The following is a 12,001-nucleotide window of genomic DNA, read 5'->3' on the forward strand; positions in this document are numbered from 1 at the left end:
AAATCAAACCGCCGCGTGCTTCGGCTGCTCGCGATGGCGAATGATTACCCGCTCCGTCTGCCCGAAGTAGGCGCCCAGCCGCTCCGCCATGTACACCGAGCGGTGCTGCCCGCCGGTGCAGCCCACCGCCACCGTCAGGTAGGAGCGGTTATCGGTCTTGAACGAGGGCAGCCACTTTTCCACGAAGGCGCGGATATCTTCCAGCATCTCGGCGGCGCTCGGCTGGGCGTCGAGGAAGGCGATCACGGGGGCGTCCTTGCCGGTCAGCGGGCGCAGCGCCAGGTCGTAGTAGGGGTTCGGGATGGCGCGCACGTCGAACACGAAGTCGGCGTCGAGCGGCACGCCGACCTTGAAGGCGAAGGATTCGAAGAACAGGGTCAGCGGGGCGTGCTCGATGTCGGCCAGCTCCTTGATCCAGGCGCGCAGCTTGTTGGCCGACAGTTCCGAGGTGTCGATCACGTGGCCCAGGTTTTCGATCGCCGACAGGCGCTCGCGTTCCTCGGCGATGCATTCGATCAGGGTACGGCGCGACGCGGGATTTTCGCCGGGACGCAGTTCGTGCGACAGCGGGTGGCTGCGCCGGGTTTCCGAGAAGCGTGCGACCAGCGAGTGCGTGCTCGAGGTCAGGAACATCACCTTGACGTTGTGGCCCTCTTCCTTCAGGTGGCGCACGCTTACCGGGAGTTCGACCAGCGACTCGGCACTGCGCGCATCGACCGCGACGGCGATCTTTTCCGTGCCTTTTTCGCTGACCGCATAGACCAGGGCCGGCAGCAGGGCCGGCGGCAGGTTGTCGACGCAGTAGTAGCCTGCGTCTTCCAGGACGTTCAGGGCAACCGATTTGCCCGAGCCGGAAATACCGGTAATGAGGACGATGTGCATAGGGGCGATGATACCCTAACTGGGTGTCAGTCGCCGCTCATCGCCTGGCGTTGGCGCTCCATGAATTCCTGCAGCGTGTCGATGCCGCGCAGCTGCAGGATGGTGTTGCGCACGGCGGCCTCGAGCAGCACCGCGATGTTGCGGCCGGCCGCGACGGGAATCACCACCTTGCGGATCGGCAGGCCCAGCACGTCCTCGGTCGGGAAGTGGAAGGGCAGGCGCTCGACCTCTTCGTCCAGTGCACCGCGCTTGACCAGGTGGACGATGAGCTTGAGGCGCATCTTGCGGCGCACCGCGGTCTCCCCAAAAATCGCCTTGATGTCCAAGAGGCCCAGGCCGCGTACTTCCAGCAGGTTCTGCAGCAGCGGCGGGCAGCGGCCTTCGATCATGTTCGGGGCGATGCGCGAGAATTCCACCGCGTCGTCGGCCACCAGGCCGTGCGAACGCGAGATCAGTTCCAGGCCCAGCTCGCTCTTGCCCAGGCCCGAGTCGCCGGTGATCAGCACGCCCACGCCCAGCACGTCCATGAACACGCCGTGCATGATGACGCGCTGCGCCAGCTTCTTGGACAGGTAGACGCGCAGGAAGTCGATCACCTGCGCCGCCGGCAGCGGAGTCGAGAACAGGGGGATGTTCTGCTCGTCGCAGATGGCCAGGATGTCCGGGGGCGTTTCCAGCCCTTGCGCGATGATCAGGGCCGGTGGACCGCCGCCGACCAGTTCGCCAATCACGTGGGTGCGCGAGCTGGACTTGAGGCGGTGGTAGTAGTTCAGTTCCTGGTGCCCGAAGACCTGGATCCGGCCAGGGTGGATCAGGTTCAGGTGGCCGACCTGGTCGGCGGCCGAGGCCGCATCGCCAGCGATCTGCCGCTCGCCGCCAGGGAAACCCGCGAACCAGCCCAGCTGGAGGCTGTCGCGGTTGTCGTCGTACAGGCGCTGGATGGTCAGCGGGCTTTGCAGCATGGGCATGGTGTCGAATGCGCGGCCAATTGCCGCACGGACAGTCTAATACAAATTAGCCCAGCGCCTGCAAGCTTGGCTGCCAGTTGATGATGCGTTCGTGCACGGATTTCGGGTCCGGATCGGTCGCCAGGGCATTGCGCACGGCTTCGTCCGAGAACAGCTCGGCAATTTCCGACAGGATTTCCAGGTGCTGCTGGGTGACGTGGTCCGGGATCAGCAGGAAGAACAGCAGGCTGACCGGTTGTCCATCCGGCGATTCGAACGGAATCGGCTCTTTCAGGCGCACGAAGGCGGCCAGCGGCGACTTCAGGCTCTTCGAGCCCTTGATCCGCCCGTGCGGCACGGCGACACCATGACCGAGGCCGGTGGAGCCGAGACGTTCGCGCGCGAACAGGTTGTCCGAGACGGTCGAACGGGCAATGCCGCAGTTATTTTCGAAAATCAGGCCAGCCTGCTCGAATGCGCGTTTTTTGCTGGAGACTTCCAGGTCCAGCTGCACGTTTTCGAGCGAGAGGATTTTGCTAAGGTTCGTCATAAAGTGTGCCGTGCACAGGGGGTGAGTGCTTGCGAGGCGGAATTATAGGCCTGTTTCAGGGCCGTGACATTCGATTTCGCATCTGTACAAGCATACAGTTGGACAGAGCCGCGGCATGTGGCAAATACGTGTGGTTTTGTTACGAATTGTATGCATCGACCATACGCAATTTCTTAGGCGGAATGACGTCAAAAAGTCTGCAATCGCGTGCGTAAGCCACCTCGGACCATCTTTTGCACGTAGTTTGCCACTTTTTTGTGCAGAACGTTTCCTACCCAATTTGCATGGGCATCTGCAGCCGGGTGTGGCTGAAAACGCACAGCCGACTTGCGGCCATGCCCGTTTTCGCTTATTGGCCGCTTATTGCCGAGCTGTGCGCAGGTTGCCCGGCATGCCGGTGCTGAAATTAGCGCGCCAGGGATTGATGTCAAGGCCGCCACGGCGGGTGTAACGCGCATAGACCGCCAGCTTGGTCGGCTTGCACTGGCGCAGCACGTCCATGAAGATGCGTTCGACACACTGCTCATGAAACTCGTTGTGCTCACGGAAACCGATCAGGTACTTGAGCAGGCCTTCCTGGTCGATCTGCGGACCCACGTAGTGGATCTGCACCGTGCCCCAGTCGGGCTGGCCGGTGACCAGGCAGTTCGACTTCAGCAGGTGCGACACCAGGGTTTCCTCGACCGGCGCTTCTTCCGTGTTGGCGCTGAGGAGCTGGGGCGACGGTACATACTGGTCGATCTCGACGTCGAGACGGTCCAGCAGGGAGCCCTCGAGCTCGCCCATCTTCAGGCTGCCGAAGGCGTCCGGCGTGGTGACCGTCACGTGCACCGGCGCGCCGAAGGCGGCGGACAGGTCCTGGCGCAGCAGTTCGACCAGCGCGTCGGTACCGGCGAGCTTGGTCTGGTTGAAGGAATTTAAATATAACTTGAACGACTTCGATTCGACGATGTTGGGCGAATCGGCGGGCGCCGTGATGGTGGCGATCGCCACCTGCGGCTTGCCGCGCATGTTCAGCCAGGACAGCTCGTAGGCGTTCCAGATGTCGACCCCGAAGAAGGGAAGCCGCGTGCCGGCGCCCAGGCCGATCTCTTCGCGCTTTTGCAGGCGCGGGATCGGGAACAGGAGTTCGGGAGCGTACTGGCTCTGGTAGGCGGAGGATTTGCCGAGTGGCGATTGATCAGGAGTATTCATAGAAAAACTGAACGCTTTTGACGTTCGTAGGGTGGGCGGGTTTTCCCGCCCACGCGGTCAACGGAATTTGCGTACTTGCGGTGGGGATAACACTGCGGTACGGAATTAGGCTCCGGCCTTCGCCGGAGCGACGTGCTTAGGCTGCGGGTGAACTCAGGCGGATGCTAAGCGCCAAGAAACAGCTTGTACACCGGATTCGCACTCTCATCCCAATAGCGGTAACCAAGCGTCGCCAGGAACTGCCTGAACTCATCCATCTCCGCCGCCGGCACCTGGATGCCGACCAGAATGCGTCCCACGTCGCCGCCCTGGTTCCGGTAGTGGAACAAGGAGATGTTCCAGTTCGGCGCCATGCTGTCCAGAAAGCGCATCAGCGCGCCCGGCCGTTCGGGAAACTCGAAACGATACAGCAATTCGTCCTGGGCCAGCGCGCTTTTTCCGCCCACCAGGTGGCGAATGTGCAGCTTGGCCATCTCGTCGTGCGTCAGGTCGAGGGTGCGGAAATCGTGTTCCTCGAAGGTGCGCGCCAGCAGGCCCGACTCGCTGCGGCTGCCCACCTGCACGCCGACGAAAATGTGCGCCTCGCGCGCATCGCTGATGCGGTAGTTGAACTCGGTGACGTTGCGCGGGCCGACCAGCGCGCAGAAGCGCCGGAAGCTGCCGCGCTGCTCGGGGATGGTCACCGCGAACACGGCTTCGCGCGATTCGCCCAGTTCCGCGCGTTCAGCCACGAAGCGCAGGCGGTCGAAGTTCATGTTGGCGCCGCAGGCCACCGCCACCAGGGTCTCGCCCTTGACCGGCTGCTTCGCCATCTGCGAGCGTTCCACGTAGGCCTTGGTGCCGGCCACGGCCAGCGCGCCGGCCGGCTCCAGGATGCTGCGGGTGTCCTGGAACACGTCCTGGATCGCGGCGCAGATCGCGTCAGTGTCGACGATGATGATCTCGTCCACCACCTGCTGCGCCACGCGGAAGGTCTCTTCGCCCACCAGGCGCACCGCGGTGCCGTCCGAGAACAGGCCGACGTCCGTCAGGGTGACGCGCTGGCCAGCCTTCAGGCTTTTCGCCATCGCGTCCGAATCGATGGTCTGCACGCCGATCACCTTGATGTCGGGCCGCACCGCCTTCACGTAGGCGCCCACGCCCGCAACCAGGCCGCCGCCGCCGATCGCCACGAAGATGGCGTGGATCGGTCCCGAGTGCTGGCGCAGGATCTCCATGCCGATGGTGCCCTGGCCGGCGATGACGTCGGGGTCGTCGAAGGGATGGACGAAGGTCAGGCGCTGCTCCTTCTCGAGCAGCAGTGCGTGGTGGTAGGCGTCGGTGTACGAGTCGCCGTGCAGCACCACCTCCACGCTGGCGCCGCCGCGCGCCTTGACGGCGTCGACCTTTACCTGCGGGGTGGTGGTGGGCATCACGATCAGCGCGCGGCAGCCGAGGCGCGCCGCCGACAGGGCCACGCCCTGGGCGTGGTTGCCGGCCGAAGCGCAGATCACGCCGCGTTTCAACTGTTCCGGCGTCAGGTTCGCCATCTTGTTGTAGGCGCCGCGCAGCTTGAAGCTGAACACGCTCTGCATGTCCTCGCGCTTGAAGTAGATGCGGTTGTTGATGCGCCGGGACAGCGTGGGTGCGTATTCGAGCGGCGTTTCTTCGGCCACGTCGTAGACGCGGGCGGTCAGGATTCTCTTGAGGTAGTCGGTAGTCATGGTCGGCAATCGGAATAGCAATACCGGCGTGGGATGAGCCGGCGGTCCGGACGACGCCTGCTAGCTGCTCGGAGGGTGACCGGGGCGCACAGTGGCGATGCGGCGCGCTGGATGGCAGGCGCGGCGTATCGTGTCGTTACGATAAGTGATCCTCATTATAATGGACACCTGTCGCCATTGCTCACCACCTGCCCACCCGATGATCGAAAACGCCGTCCTCTGGCTGCTGAACGTCCTTGCCGCACCGAGCATCGGGCTGACCTCCATTTTCATCATCAGCTTCATCTCGGCCACCCTGCTGCCGCTGGGGTCGGAACCAGCCGTGTTCGCGGTGGTCAAGGCGAATCCCGCGATGTTCTGGCCGGCGATCCTGGTGGGCACGCTGGGCAATACCCTGGGCGGCGCGGTCGACTATTTCATCGGCTACCGCGCCAAGATCGCCTTCGCCAAGGAACGCCAGAGCCGCTGGTTCGGCTGGCTGAAAAAATACGGCGCCAAGACCATGCTGCTGTCCTGGGTGCCGGGCGTGGGCGACCCCCTGTGCACGCTGGCCGGCTGGCTGCACCTGCCGTTCTGGCCGAGCGTGATGTACATGGCGATCGGGAAGTTCGCCCGCTACGTCACCATGACGGCAATCCTGCTGTACATCCCGGACGGGTTCTGGAAGACGGTGGGCGATTTCTTCGAGCGCCTGATCGGCTAGCGGCCGGTGCAGGCGTCTTATTTCCGCATGCCGGAGAGAAGCGATACCGTTGTTCTCACCCCATCCAGTCCGGACTGGCTTTCCAGGTTGCGTATCTCGGCAATGTAGTCGCCTCGCGCCAGCTCCAGCCGCGCCGCGCGCCGCTGTTTGACCAGGGAAGTCCCGTCCGAGATGCACAGGGTGTCGACCACCTTGTCCAGCATGACCGTCCCGCTGCGCTTTTCACGGACCAGCACGTGGATGGGAATTGGTCGTCCCGCGCCCGCCTGTTGTGCGCCATCGCGCTTGCAATCCACTTCGTGGCGGGAGCCAACGACCATATCGTCATCCTTGGCCTGCGCCGTGGGGAAGTGGAAGCGCAGTTCCAGAAAATAGGTTTTGCTCACGGGCGCCCTGAATTCCTTGACGAAGCTTGCCTGCGCCTGCTGCAGCGGGAGCGCCTCGTCGTGGAACAGGGGCGGGAATGCGCAGGCACTCGATGCGAACAGCACCAGTCCAATGACAGGCTTCTTGCACAGGGCATAGGTGATCGGGCCCATCTTGTTCCATCCTCTCGGCGATATGGTGTCGGATGCCCATCATGTCGCCGCTTTCCCGGCGGCGCAGCATCGCGCGCCAGGTCGCGCGCTGGACGACGCGGGGTATCGGGAATCGATACCCGGCAAGCCCGGGCGGGTAGAATCGCGGATCGGACAACAGGGAGGACAGCTTGGAAGCGGACATGCAGGCTTATCTCGGCGCCAGCCGCCACATCGACGTCGACGACCCGCAGGTAGCAGCCACGGCGCGCCGGCTGGCGCAGGGAGCCGGTTCGGAGGCGGAGGTGGTGCGCGCCTGCTTCGAGTTCGTGCGCGACGCGATCGAACACAGCGCCGACTTCCGGCGCAACCCGGTCACGGTCAGCGCGTCGGAAGTGCTGCGCCACGAGACGGGCTTTTGTTACGCCAAGAGCCACCTGCTGGCGGCCCTGCTCAGGGCCAACGGCATCCCGGCGGGCCTGTGCTACCACCGCATCGCCACCGGGAACAACGAAGCGCCATACTGCCTGCACGGGCTGAATGCGGTCTGGCTGAAGGAACATGGCTGGTACCGGCTCGACCCGCGCGGCGACAAGCCAGGCGTGCAAAGCCGCTTCGATCCGCCGCGCGAAGCGCTGCCCTTCACGCCGACGGGCGCCGGGGAGGGCGACCTGCCGGGCGTGCTGGCCGAGCCGCTGCCGGTCGTGGTCGAGGCCCTGCAAGCATGCAGCACGTATGAGGAGGTGCTGGCGGCGCTGCCCGACACCCCGATGGCGGGCGCGGTATCATGGCGCCCATGAACAAGCCTCCCAGCCTTCTCTGGCTCTTCCTCGTCCTCGCCCTGCTGGCCGTGTTCGGCTTCGTGGGCGCGCGCTACATGCTCAAGGCCCATTCGCAGTCGACGCTGGACCAGCTGGCCGTCGTCTGGCCGAACATCGCCACCATGCCGGAACAGGAACGCGCCTTCCTCGTCGAACTCGCCCATACCTGCAATCTCACCACCCGCGAGCATGTAGCAGCGGAGGTCGTCGACTGCCTGCGCTCGGTGCGCATGGATGCGAACGCAAGCGCGCGCCTCGATCGCCTGCTCGGGCAGACGGCGCCGGCAGCACCGCAGCGCTGAGCGGGCCGGGACCGGCCTACAAGGGCCCGACCAGATAACGCTGGATCGTCGCACCGACGATGCGCACCGTGGCGTCGCGCGACAATGTGCCCGTGCCGAGCTCCAGCACGTAGCGCACCGTGGCCAGGCCGAGCATCTGGGACGCCACCAGTCCGGCACGGGTTTCCGCTTCGGCCGCGTCATACCCCATCCCCCGCACTGCCGCCAGCAGCTGGTCGTGGAATATCGCATGGATCCGTGCGCGCGCCGCCGCATGGCTGGACGCGGCGCGCAGTAGCGCCACCAGTTCCCGACCGGCCCGGTCGTCCTCCCAGATGGCGAGGAAATGGGACACAAGGAGACGGCCCAGCCTGGCGCGTGCGAGTTCCTGCAGGGGCGGAAGGCGCAAGTTGAAATCAGCCGCCAGAGCGAACAGGCTTTCCTTGCTCTCGAAGTAGCGGATGGCCAGCGCGACGTTCGTTTCCGCAAGCGCCGCGATCTGGCGCAGGGTGGTGGATTCGTAGCCCTGTGTCGCGAAGAGCGAGCGTGCCGCTTCGAGAATGCGGTCGCGGGTTGCCTGGGAACGGCGAACGGGTTGGTCGGTCATGGGAGACGAAATGTAAACGATGGTTTACATTTTGCCCTGCGTCGCCAATAATGTAAACAACCGTTTACATGGAGGCTGACATGGACAGTGTTTCTGATTCGGTGGTAAAGACCGGCGTGCTGGTGGTGGGAGCCGGACCGGTAGGGATGGCCCTGCATCTCGCCCTGCGGCGCCAGGGCGTCGCCTGCATCCAGGTCGACAAGCACGCCGCAGGCCTGAATACCTCGCGCGCCGCCGTGATCCATGCGCGCACGCTGGAAGTACTGGAATCCCTGGGTGTCGTTCCCGAGCTCTTGTCGAGCGGCCTGCAAGTGACCGACTTCCGGGTGCGCGAGACTGATCGCGTGCTCCTGCATATCGGGTTTTCGGAACTGCCTTCTGTCTACCGCTATGCCCTCATGTGTCCACAGGACCAGACCGAGCGCATCCTGCGCCGGCATCTGGATGCGGCGGGTGGCCTGATCGATCGGCCGGAAACCCTGCTCACGCTTGCCGAAAGCGCGGACGGGGTGCTTGCCCGGGTGGGTTCGCCGGACCGGGGGAGCCGCACTGTACACGCGCAATGGGTGGTGGGCTGCGACGGGGTGCACAGCACGGTGCGCGAGCTGGCCGGCATCGCCTTCAAGGGCGAGGATTACACGGAGACCTTCGTTCTGGCCGACGTCAGGATGGACTGGCCTATCGCGCGCTGCGAGGTCAGCCTCTTCTTTTCCGCCAGGGGCCTGGTCGTGGTGGCGCCGCTGCCGGAAGAAGACGGGCGCTCCCCCGACCGCTACCGCATCGTCGCGACGGTGGCGCAGTCGGGCGACGCACCTGGCATCCCCGAGGTACAGGCGATCCTGGACGAGCGTGGGCCGCGCGGCGCCGCAGGCCGCATCCGCGAATTGCTATGGAGTTCGGCATTCCACCTGCAGCACCGGATTGCGGAACAGGTCTCCAGGGGGCGGGTGCTGCTGTGCGGCGACGCAGCCCACGCACATAGTCCGGCCGGCGGCCAGGGCATGAATACCGGGATCCAGGATGCGCTGTCGCTGGCGGCTCCCCTGGCGCAGGCCTTGCGCGAGGGCGACCTGCGCGCGCTGGAAGCGTGGGCCGCGCGGCGGCACGCGGTGGCGCGCGAGGTGGTGCGCATGACCGATGCCATGACGCGTGTCGCCACCGCCGCGTCGCCACTGGGCCGGTCGCTGCGCAACACGATGCTCGGCCTGCTCGGGCGCTTTCCGCTCGTGCAGGAAAAGATCGCCACCCGGCTGGCACAGCTGCACGTGAACTAGCCGATGAATCAGCCCAGGGCAGCATCCGGCAGCAGGACGAACAGGTCGGTAACGCCGATGTCGGCGCCGGCCTGGCTGAGCAGGGTGCTGGCCTGGCCGCGGTGATGGGTCTGGTGGTTGAAGAAGTGCAGCAGCAGGTCGCCGAAATGACGCTGGAATTCCTTCCCACTCAGGTTGCGATAAACCAGGACCTGTTCCAGGTCCGCATCGTGGATCTCGGCGGCCATGGCCGTGATCACGCCATCCAGGCGCAGCCGGTGTTCGCGCAATTCCGCCACGCTGGCGCCGAAGGAATGGGTGAGGCCGGTCGGCGTGGGCATGCCGTGCATCGGCGCCAGGGCAGGGAAGGCCGATGGATGCTGCGAGAAGCGCTTGAGCCAGATCGTGTCACCTGCGAGCAGGTGGTTCATGGTTCCCAGCAGCGAGCCGAAGAAGGCGCCGCGGTCGACGCTTACCTCGTCAGCAGGTAGCGTCGCAGCGGCGTCGTACAGCTGGCGGTTCATGGTCTCGTTGTACTGCGCCAGCAGGATGATGTCTTTACGCGTGGGCACTTCACTTCCTCTCGAAAATTGTCGGCAAAAGGAGTGTATGATGCTTTGTCATACTTCTGTTGGGCGTGAGGGAAACGATGAGCGACACTATCCGCGCTTCCGGCATCGATGCCGTCGGCGACATCCCGTGGGGATCGCACTTCTGCCAGTTCTACCGGGAAGAGCAGGATCTCGTCGAGACCCTGGTGCCCTTCTTCACGACGGGCCTCGCCGCCAACGAATCCTGCCTCTGGGTCACCTCCAAGGCGCTGGACGCCGACAAGGCAAAGAGCCTGCTGTCGCGCGCGGTCCCGGACCTGAACGGCTACCTGCGCAGTGGCCAGCTGGAGGTCGTGTCGATCAGCGACTGGTACCAGGCCAGCAACGGCTTCGAGCAGGACGAGGTGCTCGCCAGCTGGCTGGAACGCGAAGCGCGCTCGCACGAACAAGGCTTCGCCGGGCTGCGCCTGACCGGCGACACCAGCTGGGTGGAACGCTCGGGCTGGGACGACTTCATGGCCTACGAAAGCCGCGTCAACGGGGCCTTCAACCGGCGCAAGCTGGTCGCGCTGTGTACCTACTGCCTCGACAACTGCAGTCCGAGCGACGTGCTCGACGTCTGCCGCCACCACCAGTTTGCGCTGGCACGCCGCGACGGCGACTGGGAGCTGCTCGAGAGTTCGTCCCTGAAGGTCGCCAAGGACCGCCTGCTGCGCATGAATGGCGAGCTGGAAGAGCGCGTCGCGGCGCGTACTGCCGCCCTGAACCAGGCCCTGCACGCGCGCGACGAATTCCTCGCCATGCTCGGGCACGAGCTGCGCAACCCGCTGGCGCCGATCCGCAGCGCCGCTGAACTGATCCAGACCGCCGCCCCGGCCGGCTCGGCGATCGCCGACAGCGCCGCGGTCCTGACGCGCCAGGCGGGCCACCTGACGCGCCTGGTGAACGACCTGCTCGACGCGGCCCGCGTCACCCAGGGACAGATCCAGATCGAGCGGGCGCCGGTGTCGCTGGCCGGCATCATCGACACCGCGGTGGAACAGTCGCGCGCCCTGATCGACCAGCGCGGGCATTCGCTCTCGGTCGGCGTGCCGGGCCGCGCGGTCCATGTGCATGCGGACGCCACCCGGCTGGCGCAAGTGTTCGGCAACCTGCTCAACAATGCGGCGAAGTACACGCCGGATGGGGGCGAGGTGTCGATCGGCGCCCAGGTGCGCGACGGCATGGCGACGATCCGGGTGACGGACAACGGCACCGGCATCCCGGCGCCGATGCTCGATTCCATCTTCGACCTGTTCACCCAGCTGCCACGCTCGCTGGCGCGTTCGGACGGCGGCCTCGGCGTCGGCCTGACGCTGGCGCGCCGCATCGTCGACATGCACGAGGGGACGATCAGCGCCGAGAGCGCGGGATCCGACCAGGGCAGTACCTTCACGGTACGGATCCCGGTGTGCGAAGCGCCTGGCCAGGCCAGAAGCGCGGCGCCGGAACCGCGCCATACCGGACTGCCCGGCCGTCGCATCCTGGTGGTGGACGACAACGGCGACGCGCGCGAGATGATGGCCAGCCTGATCTCCCTGCACGGCCACGAGGTATCGACCGCCGAAGACGGCGCAAGCGCGGTGGAGCAGGCGCGCCTGCTCGCACCGGACCTGGTGATCATGGACATCGGCCTGCCCGACATGGACGGCTACGAGGCGGCCCGGCGCATTCGCTCCCTCGGGTTGTCGACGGCGCCGCGGCTGGTCGCATTGACGGGTTATGGCCAGCCGTCGGATCTCGCACTGGCGCAGGCGGCAGGTTTCGATGCACACCTGCTCAAGCCCGCCGCATTTGAAGACGTCATGGCCACCGTCGTGAGGCTGACCGCACAGTAGCCGGCCTCACGCAATATGCCGTTCTTTGCCTTGGTGCAAATGAATGATGCATCGTCGGGCTTCCATGCAAATGAAATTTGCATGCAGGCATGCTTATTGGCATTTTATTGCGCA

At 65.2% G+C, this 12,001-nt stretch carries 13 protein-coding genes; 5 read left to right on the plus strand and 8 right to left on the minus strand.

What is annotated here, in order from left to right:
* Window positions 1-3: 3 nt before the first annotated feature.
* The 5 genes from rapZ to ilvA all read right to left on the minus strand — a co-directional run bounded on the left by rapZ (window position 4) and on the right by ilvA (window position 5,276).
* Window positions 4-882 (minus strand): RNase adapter RapZ, encoded by an 879-nt coding sequence (gene rapZ, locus LK539_RS19430; protein ID WP_227802710.1) that lies wholly within the window; start codon window positions 880-882, stop codon window positions 4-6.
* A gap of 26 nt (window positions 883-908) precedes the next feature.
* A complete protein-coding gene (hprK, locus tag LK539_RS19435) occupies window positions 909-1,844 on the minus strand; it encodes an HPr(Ser) kinase/phosphatase (protein ID WP_227802937.1) in 936 nt (311 codons plus the stop codon).
* Window positions 1,845-1,896: 52 nt separating this feature from the next.
* Complete coding sequence (locus LK539_RS19440) at window positions 1,897-2,379, minus strand: PTS sugar transporter subunit IIA (RefSeq protein ID WP_027865730.1); 483 nt, start codon at window positions 2,377-2,379, stop codon at window positions 1,897-1,899.
* Window positions 2,380-2,739: 360 nt separating this feature from the next.
* Entirely contained in the window at window positions 2,740-3,573 is an 834-nt protein-coding gene (gene queF, locus LK539_RS19445; protein ID WP_227802711.1) for an NADPH-dependent 7-cyano-7-deazaguanine reductase QueF, read from the minus strand.
* Window positions 3,574-3,737: 164 nt separating this feature from the next.
* Window positions 3,738-5,276 carry a threonine ammonia-lyase, biosynthetic gene (gene ilvA, locus LK539_RS19450; protein ID WP_227802712.1) on the minus strand — a complete coding sequence of 513 codons (1,539 nt, stop codon included), beginning with the start codon at window positions 5,274-5,276 and terminating at the stop codon, window positions 3,738-3,740.
* Window positions 5,277-5,475: 199 nt separating this feature from the next.
* Here ilvA and LK539_RS19455 point away from each other — a divergent pair, with 199 nt between their 5' ends.
* A complete protein-coding gene (locus LK539_RS19455; protein WP_227802713.1) occupies window positions 5,476-5,979 on the plus strand; it encodes a YqaA family protein in 504 nt (167 codons plus the stop codon).
* A 17-nt stretch (window positions 5,980-5,996) separates the two neighbouring features.
* Here the strand turns inward: LK539_RS19455 and LK539_RS19460 are convergent, their stop codons facing one another.
* Window positions 5,997-6,518: a DUF5625 family protein gene (locus tag LK539_RS19460; protein WP_227802714.1), complete on the minus strand. Its 522-nt coding sequence runs from the start codon at window positions 6,516-6,518 to the stop codon at window positions 5,997-5,999.
* A 182-nt stretch (window positions 6,519-6,700) separates the two neighbouring features.
* On the opposite strand from LK539_RS19460, the gene LK539_RS19465 reads away from it, so the two are divergent.
* Both LK539_RS19465 and LK539_RS19470 read left to right on the plus strand, forming a co-directional pair.
* The gene (locus tag LK539_RS19465; protein ID WP_227802715.1) at window positions 6,701-7,297 is read left to right on the plus strand and encodes a transglutaminase family protein; all 597 of its coding nucleotides are present in this window, start codon (window positions 6,701-6,703) and stop codon (window positions 7,295-7,297) included.
* Window positions 7,294-7,620 carry a hypothetical protein gene (locus LK539_RS19470; protein WP_227802716.1) on the plus strand — a complete coding sequence of 109 codons (327 nt, stop codon included), beginning with the start codon at window positions 7,294-7,296 and terminating at the stop codon, window positions 7,618-7,620. The genes LK539_RS19465 and LK539_RS19470 overlap by 4 nt, the downstream gene beginning before the upstream one ends.
* A gap of 16 nt (window positions 7,621-7,636) precedes the next feature.
* On the opposite strand, the gene LK539_RS19475 is transcribed toward LK539_RS19470, so the two are convergent.
* Window positions 7,637-8,206 (minus strand): TetR family transcriptional regulator, encoded by a 570-nt coding sequence (locus LK539_RS19475; RefSeq protein ID WP_227802717.1) that lies wholly within the window; start codon window positions 8,204-8,206, stop codon window positions 7,637-7,639.
* Window positions 8,207-8,286: 80 nt separating this feature from the next.
* On the opposite strand from LK539_RS19475, the gene LK539_RS19480 reads away from it, so the two are divergent.
* Window positions 8,287-9,480 carry an NAD(P)/FAD-dependent oxidoreductase gene (locus LK539_RS19480; RefSeq protein ID WP_227802718.1) on the plus strand — a complete coding sequence of 398 codons (1,194 nt, stop codon included), beginning with the start codon at window positions 8,287-8,289 and terminating at the stop codon, window positions 9,478-9,480.
* A gap of 8 nt (window positions 9,481-9,488) precedes the next feature.
* Here LK539_RS19480 and LK539_RS19485 read toward each other — a convergent pair whose 3' ends face one another.
* Window positions 9,489-10,031 (minus strand): DinB family protein, encoded by a 543-nt coding sequence (locus LK539_RS19485; protein ID WP_227802719.1) that lies wholly within the window; start codon window positions 10,029-10,031, stop codon window positions 9,489-9,491.
* Window positions 10,032-10,108: 77 nt separating this feature from the next.
* Here LK539_RS19485 and LK539_RS19490 point away from each other — a divergent pair, with 77 nt between their 5' ends.
* A complete protein-coding gene (locus LK539_RS19490) occupies window positions 10,109-11,887 on the plus strand; it encodes an MEDS domain-containing protein (protein WP_227802720.1) in 1,779 nt (592 codons plus the stop codon).
* Window positions 11,888-12,001 lie beyond the last annotated feature (114 nt).

Origin of the sequence: Massilia sp. IC2-476 (assembly GCF_020707295.1) — a bacterium.
Classification (GTDB): Bacteria; Pseudomonadota; Gammaproteobacteria; order Burkholderiales; family Burkholderiaceae_D; genus Telluria.